This is a genomic window from Neobacillus drentensis (genome assembly GCF_021560175.1).
In the GTDB taxonomy this organism is placed as follows: Bacteria; Bacillota; Bacilli; order Bacillales; family Cytobacillaceae; genus Neobacillus; species Neobacillus drentensis_A.
This window is the reverse complement of the sequence record NZ_CP091110.1, coordinates 1,401,526-1,425,071: the sequence shown is the minus strand read 5'-3', so window position 1 is coordinate 1,425,071 and position 23,546 is coordinate 1,401,526. Positions and strand designations below refer to the sequence as shown.

General features: G+C 39.1%; 17 protein-coding genes. 1 reads left to right on the top strand and 16 read right to left on the bottom strand.

What is annotated here, in order from left to right; translation table 11 throughout:
• Window positions 1-305 precede the first annotated feature (305 nt).
• Window positions 306-1,253: an alpha/beta hydrolase gene (locus L1999_RS06745; protein ID WP_235742845.1), complete on the bottom strand. Its 948-nt coding sequence runs from the start codon at window positions 1,251-1,253 to the stop codon at window positions 306-308.
• Between the two features lie 2 nt (window positions 1,254-1,255).
• Window positions 1,256-2,308 carry a quercetin 2,3-dioxygenase gene (locus tag L1999_RS06740; RefSeq protein WP_235744277.1) on the bottom strand — a complete coding sequence of 351 codons (1,053 nt, stop codon included), beginning with the start codon at window positions 2,306-2,308 and terminating at the stop codon, window positions 1,256-1,258.
• A 238-nt stretch (window positions 2,309-2,546) separates the two neighbouring features.
• Here L1999_RS06740 and L1999_RS06735 point away from each other — a divergent pair, with 238 nt between their 5' ends.
• Window positions 2,547-3,464 carry a LysR family transcriptional regulator gene (locus L1999_RS06735; protein WP_235742844.1) on the top strand — a complete coding sequence of 306 codons (918 nt, stop codon included), beginning with the start codon at window positions 2,547-2,549 and terminating at the stop codon, window positions 3,462-3,464.
• A gap of 348 nt (window positions 3,465-3,812) precedes the next feature.
• On the opposite strand, the gene L1999_RS06730 is transcribed toward L1999_RS06735, so the two are convergent.
• From L1999_RS06730 to L1999_RS06665, 14 genes are all read right to left on the bottom strand, one after another.
• A complete protein-coding gene (locus L1999_RS06730; protein WP_235742843.1) occupies window positions 3,813-5,882 on the bottom strand; it encodes a bifunctional aldolase/short-chain dehydrogenase in 2,070 nt (689 codons plus the stop codon).
• Window positions 5,883-6,001: 119 nt separating this feature from the next.
• On the bottom strand, window positions 6,002-6,964 hold the full coding sequence (locus L1999_RS06725; RefSeq protein WP_345790880.1) for a Gfo/Idh/MocA family protein: 963 nt from the start codon (window positions 6,962-6,964) through the stop codon (window positions 6,002-6,004).
• A gap of 119 nt (window positions 6,965-7,083) precedes the next feature.
• On the bottom strand, window positions 7,084-7,803 hold the full coding sequence (locus tag L1999_RS06720) for a LutC/YkgG family protein (protein ID WP_275677410.1): 720 nt from the start codon (window positions 7,801-7,803) through the stop codon (window positions 7,084-7,086).
• Window positions 7,804-7,805: 2 nt separating this feature from the next.
• Window positions 7,806-9,230: a LutB/LldF family L-lactate oxidation iron-sulfur protein gene (locus tag L1999_RS06715; RefSeq protein ID WP_235742842.1), complete on the bottom strand. Its 1,425-nt coding sequence runs from the start codon at window positions 9,228-9,230 to the stop codon at window positions 7,806-7,808.
• Between the two features lie 50 nt (window positions 9,231-9,280).
• A complete protein-coding gene (locus tag L1999_RS06710) occupies window positions 9,281-9,997 on the bottom strand; it encodes a (Fe-S)-binding protein (protein ID WP_215040379.1) in 717 nt (238 codons plus the stop codon).
• A gap of 318 nt (window positions 9,998-10,315) precedes the next feature.
• Window positions 10,316-11,107 (bottom strand): alpha/beta hydrolase, encoded by a 792-nt coding sequence (locus L1999_RS06705; protein ID WP_235742841.1) that lies wholly within the window; start codon window positions 11,105-11,107, stop codon window positions 10,316-10,318.
• A gap of 77 nt (window positions 11,108-11,184) precedes the next feature.
• The gene (locus L1999_RS06700; RefSeq protein ID WP_275677409.1) at window positions 11,185-14,421 is read right to left on the bottom strand and encodes a rhamnogalacturonan lyase family protein; all 3,237 of its coding nucleotides are present in this window, start codon (window positions 14,419-14,421) and stop codon (window positions 11,185-11,187) included.
• A 126-nt stretch (window positions 14,422-14,547) separates the two neighbouring features.
• Window positions 14,548-15,192 (bottom strand): YesL family protein, encoded by a 645-nt coding sequence (locus L1999_RS06695; RefSeq protein ID WP_235742840.1) that lies wholly within the window; start codon window positions 15,190-15,192, stop codon window positions 14,548-14,550.
• A 73-nt stretch (window positions 15,193-15,265) separates the two neighbouring features.
• Window positions 15,266-16,105: a carbohydrate ABC transporter permease gene (locus tag L1999_RS06690; protein WP_215040374.1), complete on the bottom strand. Its 840-nt coding sequence runs from the start codon at window positions 16,103-16,105 to the stop codon at window positions 15,266-15,268.
• A gap of 3 nt (window positions 16,106-16,108) precedes the next feature.
• Window positions 16,109-16,993 carry a carbohydrate ABC transporter permease gene (locus L1999_RS06685; protein ID WP_235744273.1) on the bottom strand — a complete coding sequence of 295 codons (885 nt, stop codon included), beginning with the start codon at window positions 16,991-16,993 and terminating at the stop codon, window positions 16,109-16,111.
• Between the two features lie 161 nt (window positions 16,994-17,154).
• Window positions 17,155-18,465, bottom strand: coding sequence for an ABC transporter substrate-binding protein (locus tag L1999_RS06680; protein WP_235742839.1), 1,311 nt, complete (start codon window positions 18,463-18,465; stop codon window positions 17,155-17,157).
• A gap of 188 nt (window positions 18,466-18,653) precedes the next feature.
• A complete protein-coding gene (locus tag L1999_RS06675; RefSeq protein WP_235742838.1) occupies window positions 18,654-19,946 on the bottom strand; it encodes an ABC transporter substrate-binding protein in 1,293 nt (430 codons plus the stop codon).
• Window positions 19,947-19,971: 25 nt separating this feature from the next.
• On the bottom strand, window positions 19,972-21,531 hold the full coding sequence (locus tag L1999_RS06670) for a response regulator transcription factor (protein ID WP_235742837.1): 1,560 nt from the start codon (window positions 21,529-21,531) through the stop codon (window positions 19,972-19,974).
• Window positions 21,509-23,299, bottom strand: coding sequence for a cache domain-containing sensor histidine kinase (locus tag L1999_RS06665; protein ID WP_235742836.1), 1,791 nt, complete (start codon window positions 23,297-23,299; stop codon window positions 21,509-21,511). Before L1999_RS06665 ends, L1999_RS06670 begins: the two co-directional genes overlap by 23 nt.
• Window positions 23,300-23,546: the final 247 nt, after the last annotated feature.

Here is a 23,546-nt window from a genome sequence, read left to right as displayed (position 1 = left end):
TAGCTGATTGTTCATAATTTACAAATCACAAACGTAGGAACATAATCTCCTTACTCGATCCCTTCAGCGAACAAAACCTTATGATTTTCTACCCTGCTTGTCCTCATAGCGCCAGAATTTAGTTAATTTCATAGGAATTCTACAAAGTAAATGCGGAATTCTACGAAATAAAGAAGCAATTCTACAAATATTTTATTTATTCTACAAATCCTGGCCTCGATTCTACATTAATTGGAAATTACTTTCCATCCTCTTGGTAAAACAAAAAAAAAATACCCCGTCTAAACGGAGTATCGATTCGACTTTTACCCTTTTTCAATAAGGTGTTTGCGAAAAAATGTTTCTACTAACTCAAATATCCTCTTACTGCCAGTCTCTATCTGCTTAGGTTCTCCTCTTCCAGCCTTGCGAAGGGTAACTTCGAGAGGCTGGCCATCAAGATCATTTTTATTAAAAAATGCATGTCCCAGTCCTTCAATTAAACAGAGTGTTGCCTCATTTCCCTGTTCACTTAACGCTTTATACAGCAGCTCACTTTGGTGAGCAGGGACAGCTGCGTCACTCATTCCATGCAGAATAAGAAATGGCGGTACTTTCTTATCAATATACGTGATTGGATTTGCTTCACGAACAAGGTGAGGAACGATTTCAATGGGTGCTCCAAGCAATTTTGACTCTGGAGAATCCGGATCAGTATGTCGCTGAACGGAATTTAAACGATTGGATTCCGGATCATCAGAAGGTGTAAACTCTAAATGCACATCCAACTGCAAGAAATCAATCGGACCATACCCATCAACAACAGCTTGAACCTCACTCGAAAAGTCTTGATTTCCCAACTCTAAACCTTCAAGTCTACCAAAACCTGTCGTACCAGCCAACGCTGCCAGATGCCCTCCTGCTGAAGAGCCCCAAAGACCAATATTTTCACTATCAAGCCCATATTCTTTTGCAACCGAACGAAGCCAGCGGATGGCCGCCTTTACATCATGAATCTGTGCAGGAAACGTTGCTTCACTGCTTAATCGATACTCAATGCTGGCCATGGCAAAACCCCGTTCTGCAAATCTTACACGGAAATCCGGTCCAAGCTTTCGGTCACCAATTCGCCAGCCGCCGCCATGGAGCCAGACAATGACAGGCACAGGCCCTTCTGTACCAATAGGCAAATAAAGATCCAATAGTAAGGGTTTCCCATTTGGAGCAGCAAATTCAAGATCTGGTTTAACCTTTACTTCAAAACGTTCACTCATTATCAATGAACCTCTTCAACTTCAGTTGGTGGAGCACCTGGCGGCTTTCCTAATAATTTTAAATCGAGCTCGTTGATTCGCTGAATCACTCGGTCAAATCGATATGGAGCTGGTTCACATGGGAAGATTGAATGTTCGTAAGGGTCTCCTAGAATGCGGAAAAAATCTTCAAATTCTCCTGGAGTCAATAATCCAAAGAACTTTGTATAATGAGCGTCACAGCGGAAGCGATGTGGTGTATTTGCCGGCACATAGGCAAAATCACCTGGTGATAAATGCAACTCTTCACCACCCACCCAGAGAGTCATTTCTCCTTGTAAACACATAAAGGTCTCATTCGTTAATTCATGCGCATGTTCACCAATAGCTTGTCCTTTAGGTCCTTCAGAAATAAGTACAAGAAACTTGCTGTCTGTTGCGGCTTTAGTCGTTAGGAGTGTATGAACCGTATCGCCGCTAAGAAGATGGACCCCTTCACCTGATTCAAGTACATAAGGTTGAACCTCTTGCGGAATGGCATTACCTCTAATCATTTGAGGTAATCCTTCTGTTGGATGACTAGTTACGAATTTAATATCTAGTCCAGCGGGATGTTGGTTTAAAATATCAAAGTTTAAGAGGTTCGTAGAAACAGGAGGGCGTTCAAACTTAGAAAATGGCTCTCCAATAATCGAATATAATTTAGCAACGTGACCATTCACAGTAAACGAATAAAAACGTGTTCGATGACTTTGCATCCGGTAAGCATGAACAGTTCCTGCTGGAATACTTACATAGTCTCCTGCCGTTAATAAATACAATTGTCCATCCAATTCGACTTCTAGTCTTCCGTCGAGCACAATGATGCCCTCGTGAGCTTGTTCATGGACATGTGCTGGGAAACTATCACCTTTTCCTCCCCATAATTGAACAATCTCCATCATATCACCGGTGCTTTCAGTTGTAGCAACCAGGGAGGCAACTTGGGTACCGAAAAGATATCGTTCTCCCTCGCCATTTTTAATAAAATATGGTTTCTTCTCGTTAGGTAGGTTGCCAACGACATTTAGAACCATCATCCCCACTCCTTATCTAAAATTCCATTTTAAATTAAGCGCTTCCAAATTAACCATAATACGAATGAAGAAAAATTGGAAATATAGGTATTCGATTTCTGTAATCACGTTTTTGCATTAATGTTTCTTGGAGTATGTAATCTTTAAAGGTTGTTTAATATAGAATACTCGCATAATTTCGACTACTTTCTGCTTCTTATGATAAAATAATGATAACTAAATAACAAGTGAGGATCCTATGGATATTCGACAATTGCGCTATTTTATTACCGTAGCAGAGCATCTAAATTTTACTAAAGCCGCCAATCAACTCTATGTGGCTCAATCTGCGATCAGCCATCAAATTGCCGACTTGGAAGAACAAGTTGGTGTTAAACTTTTTATACGAAATAAACGCTCAGTACAGCTTACACCTGCAGGGGCTGTCTTTTTAAAAGAGGCAATGGAGATTGTAGAAAAAACATCTGGTGCGATTGAAAAAGCTAAACAAACGGATGCAGGTGTGATTGGGAATCTGTCGATTGGCTTTTTGAGTGTCCATGTACGTAGTTTTTTGCCAGAAATCATTAAGCGGTTCCGTGAGCTTTATCCAAAGGTAGAACTTCATTTAAACCATTTTCCTAGCAAAATGTTAAAGGAAGCGTTAGAAGAAGGAGAAATAGACATAGCTCTTACCCAGCCGACTGGATTGCATAGAATTGAAGAAATTGAGATTCAAACGGTAGCAAAAGAACGATATTGTATTGTCATGCATGAAAATCACCCTCTTGCTAGTCGCAAAACAATCAAGCTTGTAGATCTGGCAACAGAGCCATTCATTATCCATAACCGCCATGATTCACCAATAGGTTCTTATGATTTTATCGTCCATTTATGTGAACAAAATGGGCTGACTCCAAGAATTGTGAGTCAACCCCGATTTGTCGATACGGTTCCAGTACTGGTTGAATCTGAAATAGGTATCTCTATCCTGCCAAAAAGCTTTGAAGCGGTATCAAGCCCATCGCTTCGGTTTATCGAAATTGATGGCATGGAGGGGCATGATTTTGAACTGGTTATGGCTTGGAAGAAAAACAATTTGAATCCTTCTATCTCAATGTTTTTGGATGTGTTGGCTGAAAATAATCAGAAAACAATAAATTTTAAAGAATGCTAATAGGTAAATTGTCCAATAGATTGAACTCTATTGGACAATTTTTTTGTATTATAAGGGAAACTTTTTTTAGAAAGTCTCTATTGGACAAATTTAGTTGAAATTAGAAAAATTTGTCCTTTAGACCAAACCCTATTGGACAAAAGCCCTATCACAAACAGCAAATCTGTCCTTTAGAAGCTCTCTATTGGACAGTTTGCTTGGATTTTACTGAACTTTTGTCCCATAGAACAATTCTATTAGACAAATCCAGTCACTATTAGAAAAATTTGTCCTTTAGACACTCTCTTTATACCTTGCTTTTCAAACCCATAAAAAAAGCCTGTCAATGACAGACTTTTTTTACTCTTATTATCTCGTAAACGCAGCCGGTACTCCGCCGTCTACTGTTAGCATACATCCAGTTGTCCGATCTGATTTGGATGAAGCAAAGAAGGCAATGGATTCTGCAATATCGCTAGGGTAAATGTTTACTAGTAACGTAGTACGTTTACGATAGTGCTCTTCTAATTGATCAGGTTCAATGCCGTATGCTGCGGCACGCTCTTCACGCCATCTTGATCCCCAAATAGCTGAACCTTGAAGTACCGCATCTGGAAGGACAGAGTTTACGCGAATGCCATACTCGCCGCCTTCTGCTGCAATACATCTTGCTAAGTGAGTTTCAAGCGCTTTAACAGAGCTATATGCAGCCGCATTTTTACCAGCGTAAACCGAGTTTTTAGAACCGATAAACACCATATTACCGCCAATGGCTTGATCTTTCATTTGCTTGAATGCTTCGCGGGCAACTAAGAAATAGCCTGTTCCTAATACATTCATGTTTAAGTTCCACTCTTTAAGTGTTGTTTCCTCGAATGGACTTGATGTAGCAAGACCTGCATTGTTGACAATAATGTCCACTCCGCCAAATGTTAATGCAGTTTGATCAAAGGCAGCTTGAACCATTTCTTCACTTGTTACATCCATCTTAACAGCAAGCGCACGATCTCCTCCAAATTGTTCGTTAATTTCAGCTGCTACCTTTTCCGCTCCTTCAAGGTTTAGGTCAGCAAGAACTACGGCAGCTCCTTCTGATACAAGACGGCGTGCTGTTGCACTTCCAATTCCGCCAGCTCCTCCAGTAATAAAGGCTACTTTTCTAGAGAATTCTGCCTCAGCTGGAGCAAGTGATAATTTGTATAATTCTAATGGCCAGTATTCTACATTGTAGGATTCATTTGCACTTAGAGAAACAAATTCACCTAGTGTTGTAGCGCCCTTCATAACAGCGATCGCACGGTGGTATAAGGCGCCGCTGATTCTTGAATTTTTAATGTCCTTACCAGTGTTCACCATACCAATACCAGGGATTAAGATCACACGTGGTGCCGGCTCAAACATTTTGTCGCCTTCGTTTTTATTTTGCTCAAAATATTCTTGGTAAGATTGCTTAAAGCTAGCTACTCCTTCTTTCACGCTGGCAACCAAAGCTTCCACATCTTTGGATTGTGGATCCCAGTTCACATAAAGTGGAATCATTTTTGTATGAACAAGATGGTCTGGGCATGCTGCACCGATTTGTGAAAGTTCTGGTGCTTTAAAGCTGTTCACAAATTGCAGAACATCGTCACCACGATCGTAAGTTAAAAGCATTTTCTTCTCATCACTTACCGCACCTCGGATAACGGGCATTACTTTTGCTAGAATGCTAGTTGCTTCTTCTTCAGAAAGAGATTGATATTTTTGGCCGCCAAATACAGTTGCTTCATCAATTCTTTCATTAATATATGCTTCCGCTTCATTAATAATTTCGATTGTTTTTGCATAAGACTCTTCAGAAGTTTCTCCCCATGTTACCAGACCGTGTTTTTCCATTAAGACTAGTTCCGCATTTGGGTTATTTAATACTCCCTGTGCGATCATTTTTGAAAGAGTGAATCCCGGGCGGATATATGGAACCCAAACAAAACGATTTCCAAAAATCTCTTCAGCTAACTGCTTGCCATTGTCTGCGCAGCAAAGGCTAATGATAGCATCTGGATGTGTGTGGTCCACATGTTTGAAAGGTAAGAAAGCATGTAATAATGTTTCAATCGATGCTCTTGGGTGCTTGCTGTCGATCATACAATGTGCAAGATAAGCAACCATTTCCTCATCTGGCATTTCGTCCCGTTCGAATAATGGACGAATGTCTGCTAAATTAAGACCAGTAAAATTCTTTGCTTTCATCGTTGCTAAGTCGGAACCGCTTCCTTTTACCCACATCACTTCCACATCACGGCCGCGGAAATCCTTTTCAATTGTCTTCATGGAAGTGTTACCACCGCCATAGTTACAAACCGCACGATCAGACCCAATTAAATTGGAACGATAGACTAATTCTTCTACCCCTTTTGTTACCTGTGAAGCTGTTTCTTGATTCCAAAGATTCTGTACCATCCGAAATCCTCCGTTTGTTTTGTTTTTATGTTTGTTATCTTCTGTTTTTATTATAATATATGTTTGTTTATTTTTGAATAGAAAGTTCATAAATCTTTCATTTTTTTGTTTTATTGGATTTATCCCAAATATATTGGCTGCCCGCTGATGGCAGATTGATTAGCAGCAACTGTTACACGATGCGTTTTTAAAGCGTCATGATAGGTTGATAATATTTTAGATGGATCTCCAGTTTGGACAGCATTAAGGAAAATCTTATTCTCTGCAAGATAAGGATTTGTTTCTTCCTTGTATTCCTCTACTCGATTACCGCTTACCACTCGTAATAAATCATTACTCAGTTCTATAATCCCTTCATCTGAATAGATTTCAAGACCAACCTTACTTGAGTTTTTTAGAATGCAGGTATTGGATATCGTGGCAATCATGCCATTTTTAAGTTTCATCGTCACACTTCCTACATCCGGCACTGTCGTTCCTTCAACCTTTTCCTGCATAATCTGGTTATTAAAGGCTGCATATACTTCATTAATGTCACCAAATAGGAAACGAAGCAGATCCACAATATGTGTCGTCTGTTCGACAAATTGCCCACCTGATTTATGTACATCTCTCCACCAGGGAACCATTGGCATCGAACCCATCCAATACCCCAATGCCATTCCAACTCGACATTCATTTAGTAACGATAAAACTCTATTAGTCGTATCCTTATACCGCCAATGGTAACCTACAGAAGTAATAAGACCCTTTTCCTTTATTTTTCTAGCAAGATCATTTGGTTCTTCATTATTCCCAAGCGGCTTTTCCACAAAAAATGGGATGTTTCTATCAATTAAGGCGGCTTCAATTTCTCCATGTGCATGGGGTGGTACACAAATATAAACCGCATCTAATTTCTGCTTATCCAACATCTCTTCTACATTTGAATAGCCAGCAGCATTTGACCAATTTCTTGCCTCTTTTTCCGCTTTTTCCAAACTAGTCCCGCAAAATGCTGTAATGTCTACTCCATCTATTTCTTTTAAAATACTTGCATGAGTTTTTGTAAACCATCCGGTTCCAACAAAACCTATCTTCATGAAAATTCCTCCTTTAGTAGTCAAACGCTTTCATTTTTTAAAAATAACTTCCTCGTTCATATATAAAAAGCTGTCCTAAAAAATCAACTTGATTGAATAGAACAGCTAATCTATACGTTTTACAGATCGTTAATGACGATATAAGTCGCTTTTACCGGTCCATGTACACCGACAACCAGATTTAACTCAATATCAGCTGAGTTACTTGGTCCAGTTATAAAATTAATGCAGGATGCAACATGGCCTGTTTTTTGATGGATTTCTCTCATTTTTTGAGCCGCTTGTGTCATTCTAGGAACAATGGAACTCTTTGGAATTAGAGCAATATAGGTAGCAGGTAAAAAGCTGACCGTACGTCCTTTATTCTCATCACTGAATAAAACCACAGTTCCGGACTCAGCCAGGGTGATTTCACTAATGGTTATCCCAACATTAGCCCGCTCTGCTTTAGTGATGTTTTCTTCGCCTTTTGTATGATCCCATTCGTACACATCGATATTTTGGCTTGGCCATTCTTGTTTCATTAAAGATTCGAGGCCCCACTGAGAAAAGCGCTCATCCTTCCATGTTACAATTGGACCGCCGCCGTAATTTGTAACGACTTCTTTTAGGGTTGATGACAGCCCGCTAATATCCGTCGTATAAATAGTTGTATGAATTTTTTTACAATGTTCTTTTAATACATCTAACAATTCGTCTTGTGTAGCATCTTTTAAAACTTCTTCCTGAGGACGGAACTTCCAGTCTGGTCTCTCCACAGATTTAGAGATTCGAGGCCGCCCAAGTCTTGTGGCTATTTGATTTAGAAAGGCTTCACGATTTTGTACTGTTCCTGGCATCATCATTGGCCCCCTTTTTCACGGTTTTTAAACCAATCTCTGAATCTCTCTTTATTTGGGGCTGGGAACTCACGGATATCAGTCCAGGCTTTTAATGGTCCTGGTCCCTTAGAAATTTTATCTCCCACTGTAAAAGGATTCATCGCCGTTGGAGCGATTTTTGAACCAATTTTATAGAGGGCTGGTGAAGCTGCGCCTAGTCCAAATGCCTTCATGGCTAATTTTTCTGAGATTGGTGCTTTTCCTTCTTTTTCTACGATTACTTCTCGATGCTTATGAAGAAGATTGTGCAACGGAATTTTCACCGGGCAAACTTCGGTACAGGCCCCGCAAAGTGTCGAGGCATAGGGAAGCTCTTTGTAATCATCGTAGCCGCCAAGTAAAGGTGATAAGACAGCACCAATTGGTCCTGCATAAATGGATCCATACGAATGTCCCCCAACATGACGGTAAACCGGACAAACATTGACACATGCTGCACAGCGGATACATTGGAGAACGGATTGAAATTCTCCACCAAGGATATTGGACCTGCCATTATCGACGATAACTAAGTGGAATTCTTCAGGACCATCCACGTCCAATTCTTCTCTAGGTCCAGTCAAAACAGTGATATAACTAGTTAGCTTCTGTCCGACCGCACTTCTTGTTAATAAGGAGACGAGCACTTCCATCTCTTCAAACGTCGGCACAATTCGCTCCATTCCCATTACGGTGATTTGTGTTTTCGGCAAGGCGGTAACTAAATCGGCATTCCCTTCATTTGTAACTAAACTGAAAGACCCTGTCTCAGCAACCGCAAAGTTACAGCCGGTGATCCCGATATCTGCCGTTAAATATTCCTGACGGAGTGTTTCTCGGGCATGCCAAGCTAGTTCTTCGGGTTTGGAAGTCTTTGTATAGCCAAGCTTTTCTGTGAATACATCGCGAATCTGTTCTTTATTTTTGTGTAACGCTGGTACCACTATATGTGACGGCGGATCATGGTCATCAACCTGAAGGATGTATTCTCCAAGATCTGTTTCAATAACCTGGCAGCCTTCTTGTTCCAACATGGCGTTTAAACTGATTTCCTCGGTCACCATCGATTTTGATTTCACAATTTTTTTAGCATTTTTTTGCTGAACAATTCCTCGGATATAGTCATTGGCCTCTTCTTTTGTTTGAGCAAAAAAGACATGCCCGCCCCGTTTTGCCACATTTTCACTTAATTGTTCTAAATAAAAATCCAAATGTTCTAACACATGCTGACGGATTTCTTCCCCATGTGAACGCCAGTCTTCCCAATTTCCAAGCTCTTCAGCGGCAACACGCCGCTTTATTCCCATTCCGTCTTGAGCGCCAGCAACGGCTCCGCGCATAAAGGAATCGTGAATTCCTTTTTCGACACGTTCCTTGAATTGCTGGTCGCTGATCTTCATTGCCATCTATTTTTTCCCCCATTCCAAGCAATCTCGTATTGGTCGCCAAAAAACGATTAGCGGCTATTTAATACTTCAGCAATATGAAGAACCTTGATCGGTTTACCTTTGCGATCAATCCTGCCGCCGATATTCATCAAACAGCCTGCATCCGCACCAATTAAATAATCAGCCTCTGTTTCTTCCACATGACAAACCTTTTCATCGACCATCTGTTCAGAAATTTGTGTCATTTTAACAGAGAAAGTTCCTCCGAATCCGCAGCATTGTTCTTTTCCTGGCAATTCAGTAAACTCTAATCCCTTGACATTATTCAAGAGAATCATGGGTGCTCTTTTAACACCTAGTAATCTCGTCATATGACAAGAGGTATGATAGGTGGCTGTCCCCTCAAATTTTGCCCCTACATCTTCAACCTTTAATACATCGACAATGAATTGAGTGAGTTCAAATGTTTTTGCTGCCAGTTTTTTGGCCTTTGGTTCCCAAACTGGATCTCCTTTAAATACATGTTGATATTCGTGGAACATAAAGGCACATGATCCTGATGGACACACCACATATTCAGCATTCTGAAAGGTATCAATCATTCGCTTCATTGCTTCTTTGGATTCTTTTGTATAACCACTATTATAAGCTGGCTGACCACAGCATACTTGTGACTCTGGAAACTCAATCTCACAACCTAGTCTTTCTAGTAATTCAACGGTTGCTTTTCCGACATTACTTTGGAACATATCTACAAGGCAGGTTGCAAATAAGCTGACCTTCATGAATCTTCATCCCCTTTAAATGAAGCTAAAAATCTTAAATACCTGAATTAGATTTTTATTTATTTTTGTTTTTATTATATTACATGTTTGTTTACTTTTGAATAGTAATCTTTTAATAAAAAAATAAATCGACAGGTGCCCGAGAGCAACTATCGATTTTTAATTTTTTACTTTATCGGCACTTTTCGAGCAGTTATCGGCACTTTCTGGGGATTTATCGGCACTTTTTAGCACCTTATCGGCACTTTTCGAGAACTTATCGGCACTTTCCATAAAGCCAATGTACTTCTCAAAAAAAGCAACCATACAAACAGCAAGCTAAAAATTCTGTTTCCTTAACCATTTTTCACATAGCCTCGTCCACTCGCTAGCCTCAGGATGTTCCTCCGCTAAACCTAAACCGTGCCTGCCGCTTTCAAAAATATGTAAATCAAACGGAACCCTATGGCGGCCTAACCCCGCTGCAAACAGTAAACTATTCTCAACTGGTACAGAGGCATCATCGGCAGTATGCCATAAAAATGCCGGTGGTGTTTCCCCTGTAATTTGTTTTTCATTCGATAAAAGTTCCACTAACTCAGCGTCAGGATATTCTCCCAATAAATTTGTTCGGCTGCCTTCGTGTGCAAATTCTCCCATCGTGATTACAGGATAACAAAGAATCATTAGATCCGGACGGCTGCTATATCGCTCAACAGGGTCTTCGGCCTCCGGGTTCCCTAGATCATAATGAGTCCCCGCACTGGATGCTAGATGCCCTCCAGCAGAAAATCCAAGGATCCCCACACGGTTCGGATCTAGATTCCAGTCTCCAGCAAGTGACCGAACCATTCGAATGGCCCGTTTTGCATCATTCAATGGAATAGGATGCTTGTAAGGCGCCACCCTATAATTGAGCACAACCGATGAGATTCCGATTGAATTTAACCATTTTGCAACTGGATATGCTTCATGTTCTGCGCGTCTTGCGTATGCACCGCCCGCCGCTACAATAATAACCGAAAAGGGCCCAGTTCCTTCAAGTAAGAAAGGCTGGATGCTTGGCGCATTTTCGTTTGGTCCACTTACTTCTAGATTTATATCATTCCAAAGCGGAAAAATTTCCGTCATTCTTTTATCCTCCACTTTTAATAGAATTCAAATGGGAGAGAAAGCCGATTACACCGCTGTCTCTCCCAGTTTTCACATTATTTCAAAGTTAGTTCAGCCTTCGAATTAAAGCTAACCCCATCCTGTAAGAACCCACTAATATGGACCTGAACAGCTCCAGTATAACCTTTTAAAGCTTCCGAAACTTGCTGTCTATCAAATTTAACCATTAATTTATTCGTTTTCTCGCCATTTACAGACGGATGTGTTTTTGCAAAAATCGTTTTTCGGTTAACAACCATTTTAACAGTTGCAGAATTAATCTCCGAAACTTTATGTTCCTTATCCAATTCAATAGTAACAGTCAATGGAACATTACCATTTGTCTGTTTTCTATCAATTACATTTGGATTAACATCGGCTGCAGCAGAAATCACCTTATTTAAGTATAAACTTGGAACAGGCGGAGTTGGCATATCATAGCCTAAGAAGAAGCTAGTATGCGGCGGCTGATTATACCCGACGTTTTGCCAAGCAACACCGGCACGGTACACAGGATCGTGCATCAATGTGCGAATACGCTGCTCTGTCATATCTGTAGTTGTATAGATTCGTAATGCACTGCTATCTTCCGTTCTCCAAATGACTTCTTCTCTCCAGTCACCAAATAGATCGGCTTGTAAGGTCGGGTTACCTTTCGTACCATTATTAGAGAAAGTTCCATCTGCAGTTAAGATATTTACTAGTTTTTTATTCTCGTAGTCCCACTTACCAATTGTTCCTACCCCGACTTGATCGGCATCATTAAAATTGCCATGGTCTAGTATTTCACGCTGCAGGTCACCGTCCCACCAAATGGCAAAGTTGGCACCAGGGATGTCAGACGAAATTTTTTCTCCTTGAGCCGTGAACATATCACCAGTAGGGTCATTCCATGCCCCCTTAACCGCCCACGACTCTTCTCCCGGATATCTAGGATCAATATCCGCCGATAATCCTCTTCCGGTATCTCTTCCGGTAAATTGACCCCAAATGGCCTCACCAGTTTCGACGTCTCTAAATTCAATCCCATATTTTGAGTTTTTATCCTCATGAACAGCGAACATCTCTAAACCAGGTCGGGTTGGATCTAGATCACCAACATGCTGGGCATCTCCATGGCCTAAACCGGTTGTATAGAGACCCGTTCCATTATCATCGATGACCGCTGCACCATAGACAACTTCATCCTTACCATCTTGATCTACATCAGCAACACTTAGGTTGTGGTACCCTTGTCCGGCGTACCCTCCATTGCCTTCTTTATTACTATCAAACGTCCACACCTTTGTTAACTTTCCGTCACGCCAGTTATATGCAGCTATGACGGCTCTTGTATAATAGCCGCGTGCCATTAGAAGAGTCGGTCTTTCCCCATCCAAATAGGCAATACCTGCAAGGAAGCGGTCTACACGGTTACCATAGCTGTCTCCCCAATCAGCGACATTACCTCTTGGCGGATCATAATCAGTCGTTGTTAGCTCTTTTCCTGTTAAGCCATCAAAAATAGTTAAAAATTCTGGTCCGCTTAAAATATAGCCGCTGGAATTACGGTAATCTGCATTGGCATCACCGATAACGTTCCCTTGACCGTCGACGGTTCCATCAGCTGTTTTCATCGCAACTTCTGCTTTTCCGTCTCCATCTAAATCATAAACCATCATTTGGGTATAATGGGCCCCGGAACGAATATTTTTGCCTAGATCGATCCGCCACAGTCTTGTGCCATCAAACTTATAGGCATCCACATAGGTATTTCCAGTATAGCCTGATTGGGAGTTATCCTTGGCATTAGATGGGTACCATTTTAAGATAATCTCATATTGACCATCTCCATCCACATCCCCTACACTTGCATCATTGGCACTATATGTATAGGATTTTCCATCAGGACTCGTTCCACCCTCTGGTTTTTGAATTGGGAGATCGTAATAATTTTGGCCCCACACAACGGCTAAAGCCTCTCCGAGCGGTTCCTCATTTCCATTAAATACGGCACGTACATCGTATTTGGAATCTTTTGCCCCATTTTTATCTAAAAAGTTAGTGCTTGATGTAATCGGCTCTTTATTAACCTTTTGCCCGTCCCGGTAAACGTTAAACGCGACTCCTTCAGGATCTGTCCCTAACATACGCCAGCCCACATAAACACCGTTTTCAACTTTTACAGCAACTAGGCCCCGGTCAAGCTTTTCCATTTGGCGTTGAACCACCTTTGTTATAGGTGTTTCAATCGTGTTTGAAGGATCAGAAATACCTCCTAGGTTAACAGCTGTGACTCTGTAGTAATAATGTCTTGTTGGTGAAACGGACTGATCATTGAACTCCCCATTTTTGGAAATCCCCACTCTTTCAAATGGCCCTTGTGGAGATTTTGCCCGGTAGACATAATACATCAATGCTTCATCCGAAGTATTCCATTGGAAAGCGAGCGATGTGTCTGTTGCATGGGTGAGTGTTGTACCTGCAGGAGTTTTTGGCACTTCCTTTGTTTCATCTACTAGAGCTGCATTAATTGGATTACTCGCTGCTGATTCAATTCCCTTTTCATTTACTTGAGTAACAGAATATTCGTATTTCAAACCAAGTTGAACCGTTTCATCTTTATATTCCGGGGTGCTTGTGCTTCCTACTTTAATTGACGCTGTTTCTCCTTCGGCTTTTCGATAAACATTGTAACTTTGTGCCCCATTTACCTCAGTCCATTTTAATGAAACAGATGTATCAGGATAAAGATTCTTTTCTGTGAGTGCTAATCCAGTTGGAGCCGCCATTGGGATAATTTCTATCGCATTGACCCGTCCATTCTCTCCAATATCAACGTTTAACTGGCCATCTTTAACCGTCACTATTTTTGACTTTTCTGCAAAGTTGCCTGCACTTGAGGATATCGTACCTAGTGATTGTCCTTCCACGGTAAAACTAGTTTTATTACTAGCTGTTTGATCCCCCGTTATTACATTCACATAATATTCTCCATTTGCAACGTCCACTGAGAAGGTATAATTTGATCCATTATTAAAATCCCTTCGGAGGTCATCAGGTACCCCTCTATCCCTAAAATCTACCGATTTGCTTAATCCAAAACCTCTATCACTGCTATAAAGCATAGTGTTGGTAACTTGGGTATATCCTTGGGCCACTGGGCTTGAACTAGAACCGAAATCAAATTTTAGACTGGTTAACTCAGCAGCATGGGTTTGTTTTGTCGGGACTACTCCTGCCCCAGCAAACATTGATAAGACCATGGCAGAACTAACGACAACGGGCAACTTTTTTGAAAACTTTTTAATCATTATTTTCCTCCAATTAAAGAATAGTGAATAATTTCTTTATGAAAGATTCATAGATGTAGTTTAGTCTGTCCTCCTTGTTCGTAGTTTTTATATAAAAAATCGGGCAGCCGTTAAGGTGACCCGATTCTATATACCTTGTTCCTGTAAATACACCTCATGCTTACGCTGAATCTTATTAAACGAGTTACATGCAGGTTTCATGAATAGCATTGCTAATAAATTTCCGCTAAATAAGATACAGATAGGCGGTACATAGGAAAGAACAAAACAGATTCCAAAACTTCCTATCAGCATATATAGAGTGGAAAGTGGATTCATAATCATAACAAAAAATGAATTCTTGATTACTTCGGCTAATTTCATCTCATAATGGACAAATATTGGAATGAGATAAAAAAGTGTACATACAAAAATAAAAGTGATGATGAAAAATGGTATATAGAGAAATGCGGCCATATCTTTTCCTGCATTTTGAATGAATAACAGATCTGCATATAACACCAATCCTGCAGCTGCAATAAACACACCGAGAAGATTACTTTTTATAAATTCCTTTTTATAAGAAGCCCAGAAGGTTTTTAAAATCGAAACCTCTTCTTCGCCCAGCATCCATTTTCGCACAACTGCAAACATTGCGACAGTCGAGGGAAAAAAGCCGAAAACACCCAGACCAAGAATAGTAGCGCCAATCCATAATAGATTTAATAACGCTAGTTTCGAGATCCAATCCATCAGTTTATATATACCGCCCAAAATACTTGAAGTTTCCATACGCATCCTCCTTCAGATAGGTAAAAAGTTGATCAAGCCCTGCCACTCCGATATTAAGGAGTGGCACGAATCATCAACCTTTTAATCCGCTTGTGCTAATTCCTTCTACTACATATCTTTGGAAGATAAAGAAAATGACAAAGACAGGAACCAAGGTCACTACGGACATGGCAAACATCGCACCCCAGTTCGAAACAGTTTCATTACTTAAGAACATATTTAATGCCATTGAAACGGTATATTTTGCCGGGCTGTTTAAGTATAATACCGGTCCTAGTAAGGAATCCCAAGTCCAATAGAAGGAGAAAATTGCCGCAGTTGCCAAAGCTGGTTTAATTAATGGCAAAATGATTTTATAGAAAATATTAAAGGTATTACAGCCATCAATGGTTGCCGCTTCATCCAACTCTCTTGGAATGGTGCGGATAAATTGAACTAGCAAGAAAATAAAGAATGGATGGCCAAAGTATGCGGGTATTGCAATTGGCTTAATCGAGTTAAGCCATCCAAGTTTCGAAAAGATGATATATTGTGGAACCATGACAACCTCATAAGGCAGCATCAAAGTTACCATCATAAGCCCAAACCAGATTGCTTTACCTTTAAATTCTAATCTAGCAAAGCCAAAGGCAATTAACGACGATGAAATTACTTGGCCAATTAACGTTACGATAACCAGAACCGCAGTATTCTTTATAAACACTCCAAAGGAATTGCCGCCAATCCCCTTCCAGCCTTCCGCAAAGTTATCCAAAATAAATGGATCAGGTATTAGTGATTTGGCTGTTACGAAGATGGCATTACTTTCTTTAAACGAACTCATCAGGAGCCAAATAACTGGATAAAGCATTAGAACGGCAAATCCACCTACAAGGATATGATACGTCCACCATTTTACTGATTTTATCCGCATTCGTTATTTCCCTCCTTCTGATTCGTAGTGAACCCAGAATTTTGATGTTGCAAAAATGATGGCCGTTAAAACCCCTACGATAATGAGCATGATCCACGCCATTGCAGCTGCATAGCCCATATTGAAAAATTCGAATCCCTGTAAGAATAAATAGAGGGAATATAAAAGTGTTCCATCCAAAGGTCCCCCGGTACCTTTTGAAATGATAAACGCTGGAACAAATGTCATAAAAGCACCAATCGTCTGCATGACTGCATTAAATAAGATGACTGGGCTTAACATTGGAAGGGTAATTTTGATGAATTTATGCCATCCGTTAGCACCGTCCACGCTTGCGGCTTCATAATAGCTTTTTGGAATTCCTTTTAATCCGGCTAAGAAGATTAACATTGAAGAACCAAACTGCCACACTGACAAAAAGATTAACATCCATAACGCAGCTGTTGGGTCACCGAACCATCTGACACTAGGGATACCTAGCAGTTCTAATAAGAGATTAATAATCCCTTTATCTCCAAAGATGTTACGCCACATAATTGCGACAGCCACACTCCCGCCAATTAATGATGGCAGATAAAATAAGGAACGGTATAAGCCAACTGCCCGAGATGCTGTATTTAAAATCGCTGCTATTAGAAGTGCAAATGCCAGTCTTAGCGGTACACCAGCGAATACATAAATGAGGGTAACTTTTAATGATTGCCAATACCTTGGATCAGCCGTAAACATTTTTTTATAGTTTTCTAAACCAATCCATTGTGGCGCGGAAAATAGATTATATTTGGTAAATGATAAGTATAATGAAACGAGTATAGGTATGAATGTAAAGGCAAGGAATCCAACCACAAAAGGGCTAATAAATAAATAGCCTTTTATATTTTCCTTCATTGCCCGTTTACGTGCAGTCACAGGTGCGATATAAATACTTTCTTGAACGTGTTCCTTCACGACGCGTGTAGCCATTTTGCCATCTCCTTTTCTGCGGACCATCACCCTAAAATTGAAAGGGCGATAGCTGATCCGAGAAAGGACCAGCTATCGGATGAAAATTATTTCTTATTTTGAGCCAAAATGCTTTCAGCCTGTTGTCTAAATTGTTTTGCAGCATCTTCTACTTTTAAGTTTCCATAGCTCATTTGCTCATTTAAGCTATCAAAAAGCTCGATAACTTCCCCTGCTCCAACTGGATCTGGACCATTAAATGCTGAACTATGTTTTTCAGCCCATTCCACATAAGTAAATACTTGCTGCTGTGCTGGAGATAGCAGCGGCTTTAAGGCTTCCTTGACTGCTGCAGATCCCGGTACACCACGATCTCCAAGCGCTAATTTGTTAGCTTCAATATCATTTGTTAGGAAGTTAACAAACTTTGCTGCCTCTTCTTTATGCTCAGAGTTATTCCCAATTGACCAGAACATACTTGGTTTTAAGAATAATCCTTTATCACTATCTGGCCCTGGCATGTTGCTGATATTAAGCGGACGGTTTGCAACTTGCTGTAAGCCAACAAACTGATTAGACCATTGCCAAATACCGATTGCTTTTTGTTTAACAACTGGATCATCTTCGATTCCTTTTACCTGTGCCATATAGTCTGGAGTTGGAACAGCTTTGTCTTTTACTAAACCAGAAGTCATTTTGAAGAAGTCTACAAACAATTTATCGTCCTTATATCCTAAGCCAGTACCATTCTTGCTATAAAGAGACTTTCCTTGTGTTCTTAAATAGTAATTAAAAAATACATCTGCCTTAACACCAGTATCAACAAATAGACCTGCAGCCTTTGCTTTTTTGGCGATTTCTTTATAATCATCCCATGTCCAGTTTTCATCAAGAGATTCTACACCTGCTTTTTTAAGTAATGCAGGGTCATAGTGGTAACCAAGGACGTTTACCCCTGCATTGAGTCCATATAATTTGTCACCAAGTTTTCCTCCATCAATAATATTTTGATTGGTATCTTTGGTGTCGATTTGTTTGCCTAAGTATGGAGTTAAATCAGCGATTTGATTGTTTTCTGCATACTGGGAGAAATAAGAAAGGTCCATTTGAATAATATCTGGTAATTGGTTGGCAGCTGCTTGTGGTGCTAGCTTTTTCCAATAATCATCCCAGCTGGCATATTCTGCTTCAATCTTCACATTAGGGTTTTGTTTCTCATACATATCAATGATTTTTAATGTGTAATCATGTCTTGGCTGTGACCCCCACCAAGCAATACGAAGTGTAACCTTTTCATCTTTACTTGCAGCTTTTTCTTTCCCATCAGATTCACTCTTGCTTGTTTTACTGCTTCCGCTACATGCTGCTAATGAGAATACTAGAATAAGTGAAAACAGCAGAATCATGAACTTTTTCATTAATTGAATCCCCCTTGTTCCTTTTTGTAAGTGTTTACATTTGTAATTATACCTTCACTGTTAGAATTGTCTGAATATAAATAACCGAGCAGTTTGTTTAAAAATCAGACATTTATTTTGGAATGATATAAAAAAAGACATCATCTTGTTTTTTTCAAAACAAGATGATGTCTCTCTCTAAAAATAACTTATTTATTTTTCTGAAGAATTTCATCGGCCTCTTTTCTAAATTTCTGCGCCCCTTGTAAGGGAGTAATTTTTTTAAAAAGGATTTGCTCAGAGATATCCTGTAACAAATTGACTACTTCAATTCCTCCTAGTGGATCTGCTTTCTCAACATGATTGCTAGTTTTTTCAACATGGAATACGTAGTCAAAAGCTTTTTTCTCTTCAGTTGATAGACCATTTTTTACGGTCACGCTTACTTTAGATGAAACCGGTACGCCTCTTTCACCTTTTATTAGCTGGTTAGCCTCGATATTATTAACAAAAAAGTTAATAAATCTTGCCGCTTCCTCCTGATGTTTGGAACTTTTAGTGATTGAAAAGAGCATACTTGGTCTTACAGACATACTGTCTTGTTGATTTGGTCCTGGAGGTGCCATGATCTCAAGCGGCCGCCCAGTTGCTTTAGAAAAACCATAATATTGATTTGAATAGGCCCAAGTCATCGGAGATTGTTTGTTTACAAGGAGTTCGTCCTCTATCCCTTTAATCTGTTCCGTCACATCTACCCTTGGGAATGCGCCCCTATCTAATAATCTTAATTGCCTATTAAAATAGTTAACAAATAATTGGTCATCATCATATCCTAAGGCTGTACCCTCTTGATTGTATAAATTTTTTCCATTCGTTCGTAGAAAGTATGGGAAAAATACCTCGGGCGGTTTCATCCCATTGGTTCCATATATATTTTTTTGCCGATGGACCTCCAGTGCTATCTTTTCAAAATCATCCCATGTCCAATTCTGCTTAGGAGGCTGATTTGTGGTAGAGACTACTAAGTTGGTATCCATGATAACAGCCGGGGCATTTAATCCTAAGGGAAAACCGTATAACTGGTCCCCCACTTTCCCTCCTGATAGGACCTTTTCGTCAATGTATTTGGTATTAATGGTGTTATTTTCGATGTAGGGCGTTAAATCTACTAGAAAATTATTCTTGCTATAAGCTTTTAAATAGAGAAGATCCATTTGAATAATGTCTGGCAACTGGTTTGCGGCTGCCATGGGAGCCAATCGCTTCCAATAATCGTCCCAATTGGAAAATTCAAATTCAATATGGATGTCTGGATTCCTATCTTCAAACAATTTTATAACCTTCAGTGTATAATCGTGTCTAGGCTGTTCTCCCCACCAGGCAATTCTCAGTGTGATTTTCTCTTCACTATTCTTGGAAGAAATGGCACTGCTGCTTTTTGAACAACCGGTGAAGGCCAACATTACTATTAGGGGTAAAATGGAGATTAATAGTTTTTTCATCAGTTTATTCCCCTTTTGTCTCATTTTACATACCTTGGACAGATTCTCTTTTGTATTCTGATGGCGTAAAACCTGTTTGCTTTTTGAAAACCTGACTAAAATATTGTGCGTTTTCCCCAAAACCAATTTTTTCAGCTAACTCAAAGATTTTTACATCACTTTCCTTTTCAATCATACAAATTGCCTTATCAATTCGAACCCGAGTGAGATAATTAGAGAATTTCTCACCCGTTTCTTTTTTAAACAGCTTTCCAAGGTAATCTGCATTCATGTACAACATCTCATTTGCAACCCATTGCAAGCTAAGTTGGGGGTCTGCTATATGGTTGTCAATAACTTCAAGGACTTTTCGAATGATCGCGGAGTGCTTATTTTTATTTTGTTGAAAAAAGTCATTTGTTATTTCCTTAGCTATTTCTTTGAAAAAGGATTTCATACTTTGAATGGTATCCAATTCCAATAAGATGGGCAGTTTGGTTAAGAATGAGTTAATTCGATTGGAGTCTAATAAACGAATCATATTATTAAATAGTTGAATTACATATGATTTGGTTGAATTTATATCGAATCTTAAATTAGTTAAATAATTGAAAAAGACCGTCATCTCTTCCTCAACCTCATCCCAGCAGCCCGTTTTGACTAGTCTGCAGAATTTCTGATCATCATAATAAAATTCGCCTCGGTACTTTTCATTTTGATGATCAATGTCTTCTTTGGTTATTATGCTGCCTTCACCTAAATAAAATCGATGATTTAAGCAATCTAGCGCTTCCCTATATAACTTATTGGCATGGCTAGTTTTTCCAGAATCACTTATTGCAATCGTGCAATCTAGTTGATAATATTGAAAAAAGGTTTTTCTAATCTGTTCTATTTTGGCGTGTAACCGTTTACCTTCAATCTCATCTTTTACAAGGATTAAAATTAATTCTCCCACCGAACAACTTAGGGAATATTGTTTAAAAATCTGCTCCGCAATATTCTTTAACGCAAACAATTGCTCAAATTGAAAGTGGCCTTCGATTTGGAATAAAATCAGACGAACATCGGGTATCTCCACATCTAACTGAAGAAGTTTTTGATAGTATGTATAGTTGTTATTTTCATACCTATTTGTGATATGTTCCTTCAACCATTGTTCCTTTGCATAGGGAAGGACATTTTCCAGCGTTTCTTTCATATTTTTAACAAATTGTTTACGCTCTTTCTCTAAATCTAACTCTTGACTTAATTCATCTAACGCTTCTATAATGGTATTCTCATTACACGGTTTAAGCAGGTAGTGCTTTACCCCATACACCATAGCCTGCTTTGCATAATCAAATTCACTGAAGCCAGATAACAAGATAAACCGAATGTCAGGATCATGTTCATGAACTTTTGCCACCAATTCAAGTCCATTCATTCCCGGCATTTTTATATCACTAATCACAATATCTGGTTTATTTTGTGTGATTTTTTCAAAGGCCTCTAATCCGTTTTTTGCCGTCCCAATTAAACGAGTCCCGATTGACTCCCATTTAATCACTTTTGACATCCCGTCAGTTATGATTCTTTCATCGTCAACTAACAATACTTTGTACATGTTCTTCCCCCCTGTCATATGGCAGAATTAGAATGATTTTAGCTCCCTTATTTGGCTCACTGTCAATTTCCACTCCGTATTCGCTGCCAAATGAAAGTTGAATCCGATCAATAATATTGGCTAAGCCAATACCTTGCCCTCTTGTCTTTACTTCACCGTTCCTTAACTTTTCCAAAAAAGCCGGCTCCATTCCAGGACCATTATCTTCTACGATTAGCTGAAAATTTTCCTTATTTACGATCGAATATATTCTTATTTTACATACATCTACCATATTCTCCAGCGCATAATGGATAGCATTTTCCACTAAAGGCTGCAGTATAAGTTTAGGAATATAAACATCATATAGATTTGGGTCAACCTGCATATTGAAATCCAATCTTTCTTCAAATCTATATTTTTGAATGACAATATAATTCTTAACAATGTTTAACTCATCTTCAATCGGGATGAGCCGTTTCTTCAGACTGATAGAATTTCGCAGCAGAAAACCAAGTGCTTCAACCATTTTGGATATTTGGTCTTGGTCATTCATTTTAGCGAGCCAGTTGATTGACTCCAAAGTGTTGTATAAGAAGTGAGGATTAATCTGGGCTTGTAAGGCTTTAAACTCAGTTTCTTTAATCGTAAGCTGCTTGGAGAGGTTTTCATTTACCAATTCATCGATTTGTTGTGTCATGGTTTGAAAGTTTTTGTGCAGCATGCCTACCTCATCATTGGAGAGATCAGAAGACTCTAAAAATCCCTTTTGTGCTTCTTTAAAATCACCGTTTTGTACATACTGCATACCTTCTACTAAATTTTCTAGTGGGATGGTTATATTTCTGACGAACCTGATTCCAAGGATCGTGACAATAAAAAACATTAAAATAAACAGGAAGATTAGTATTGTTTTTATCATACCTATATTTTTAAAGATTTGATTAAATGGAATAGCATTCACATAGCTCCAATCAAAGTACTGGGAGTTTAGGTGAACGAGGAAATAATTTTTGCCTCCAATCGCTTTTATTTGATAACCTGGTTTCTCATTTATAGACAGAGCTATTTTTTTCAAAGCACTAGATGATTCTTTTGGATAAATAAGTTCATGGCCATTCGTAATTAAAAATTCGCCATCTATTTTACTAGATCCCTCGAATAGACTGCTGACAAGTTTGTCCATATTCATATTAATGATTAATGTACCTAGCGGTTCAAAACTCAAATTCTTATATTGTCTTATTTCTCGGGCCGTGACAATAGTAAAATCGTTTCCTTTGGGATTTAGCCAGACATTTTTCCCATCCGCTACTATTGCTTCTCGCATAATTGTCTTTTTTAAATCAGATGGTAATTTAAATGACCTAGGACCAGCAGCGTACTCTTCCCCGCTTGTATCTACAAGAATAACGGATTGAATGTGTTTCTCGTTGTTAACATAGCTTAATAATTTATCAACCATATTGGAATGAATCCGGTATTTCTCGTACTCTGTCCTCTCGTCATCGGTTGCAGCTAAGTACTGTTGAATTTGAGGGTCGGTCAAAATATCGTAAGAAACATCTTCGATTTTTTGCAATTCATTTTCAATGATATTGGAGGAGGTACTCAACACTTGCGAAGATTTACTGTAGATTTGTTCATCGTAAATATGAAAGGCGTATTGTAATCCAAAAAAGGTAAATAAAAACGAAATAATCATAATCCATGAAACTAAAATAAACAGTTTATATTTAATTTTGAGATTTGCATATTTTCTTTTCAATAAATCAAAAGCTTTCTCCATTAGAGTTTTCCCCAATTAATTAATATGAATATTCTAAATCTTCAGTGCACTGTAAACGTAATCATACTTCTTTATTGTATATCAATCTACAATTTTTTTAAACCACCGATTCACTAGAAATTTAGTTGGTTACTAGTAAATTAAAAACTATAAAAAAACCATATCAGTAACTGCACTGATATGGATTAAATCGCTCTTTATGTAATTTCCACTAACTATACTCCAACTTCTAGGTTATATAACAGCC

What these genes read in the sequence shown, in the direction of transcription:
- L1999_RS06745 (WP_235742845.1), bottom strand. Translation starts at nt 1,253, where the DNA reads ATGAGTGAACGTTTTGAAGTAAAGGTTAAACCAGATCTTGAATTTGCT.
- L1999_RS06740 (WP_235744277.1), bottom strand. Translation starts at nt 2,308, where the DNA reads ATGGTTCTAAATGTCGTTGGCAACCTACCTAACGAGAAGAAACCATAT.
- L1999_RS06735 (WP_235742844.1), top strand. Translation starts at nt 2,547, where the DNA reads ATGGATATTCGACAATTGCGCTATTTTATTACCGTAGCAGAGCATCTA.
- L1999_RS06730 (WP_235742843.1), bottom strand. Translation starts at nt 5,882, where the DNA reads ATGGTACAGAATCTTTGGAATCAAGAAACAGCTTCACAGGTAACAAAA.
- L1999_RS06725 (WP_345790880.1), bottom strand. Translation starts at nt 6,964, where the DNA reads ATGAAGATAGGTTTTGTTGGAACCGGATGGTTTACAAAAACTCATGCA.
- L1999_RS06720 (WP_275677410.1), bottom strand. Translation starts at nt 7,803, where the DNA reads ATGCCAGGAACAGTACAAAATCGTGAAGCCTTTCTAAATCAAATAGCC.
- L1999_RS06715 (WP_235742842.1), bottom strand. Translation starts at nt 9,230, where the DNA reads ATGGCAATGAAGATCAGCGACCAGCAATTCAAGGAACGTGTCGAAAAA.
- L1999_RS06710 (WP_215040379.1), bottom strand. Translation starts at nt 9,997, where the DNA reads ATGAAGGTCAGCTTATTTGCAACCTGCCTTGTAGATATGTTCCAAAGT.
- L1999_RS06705 (WP_235742841.1), bottom strand. Translation starts at nt 11,107, where the DNA reads ATGACGGAAATTTTTCCGCTTTGGAATGATATAAATCTAGAAGTAAGT.
- L1999_RS06700 (WP_275677409.1), bottom strand. Translation starts at nt 14,421, where the DNA reads ATGATTAAAAAGTTTTCAAAAAAGTTGCCCGTTGTCGTTAGTTCTGCC.
- L1999_RS06695 (WP_235742840.1), bottom strand. Translation starts at nt 15,192, where the DNA reads ATGGAAACTTCAAGTATTTTGGGCGGTATATATAAACTGATGGATTGG.
- L1999_RS06690 (WP_215040374.1), bottom strand. Translation starts at nt 16,105, where the DNA reads ATGCGGATAAAATCAGTAAAATGGTGGACGTATCATATCCTTGTAGGT.
- L1999_RS06685 (WP_235744273.1), bottom strand. Translation starts at nt 16,993, where the DNA reads ATGAAGGAAAATATAAAAGGCTATTTATTTATTAGCCCTTTTGTGGTT.
- L1999_RS06680 (WP_235742839.1), bottom strand. Translation starts at nt 18,465, where the DNA reads ATGAAAAAGTTCATGATTCTGCTGTTTTCACTTATTCTAGTATTCTCA.
- L1999_RS06675 (WP_235742838.1), bottom strand. Translation starts at nt 19,946, where the DNA reads ATGAAAAAACTATTAATCTCCATTTTACCCCTAATAGTAATGTTGGCC.
- L1999_RS06670 (WP_235742837.1), bottom strand. Translation starts at nt 21,531, where the DNA reads ATGTACAAAGTATTGTTAGTTGACGATGAAAGAATCATAACTGACGGG.
- L1999_RS06665 (WP_235742836.1), bottom strand. Translation starts at nt 23,299, where the DNA reads ATGGAGAAAGCTTTTGATTTATTGAAAAGAAAATATGCAAATCTCAAA.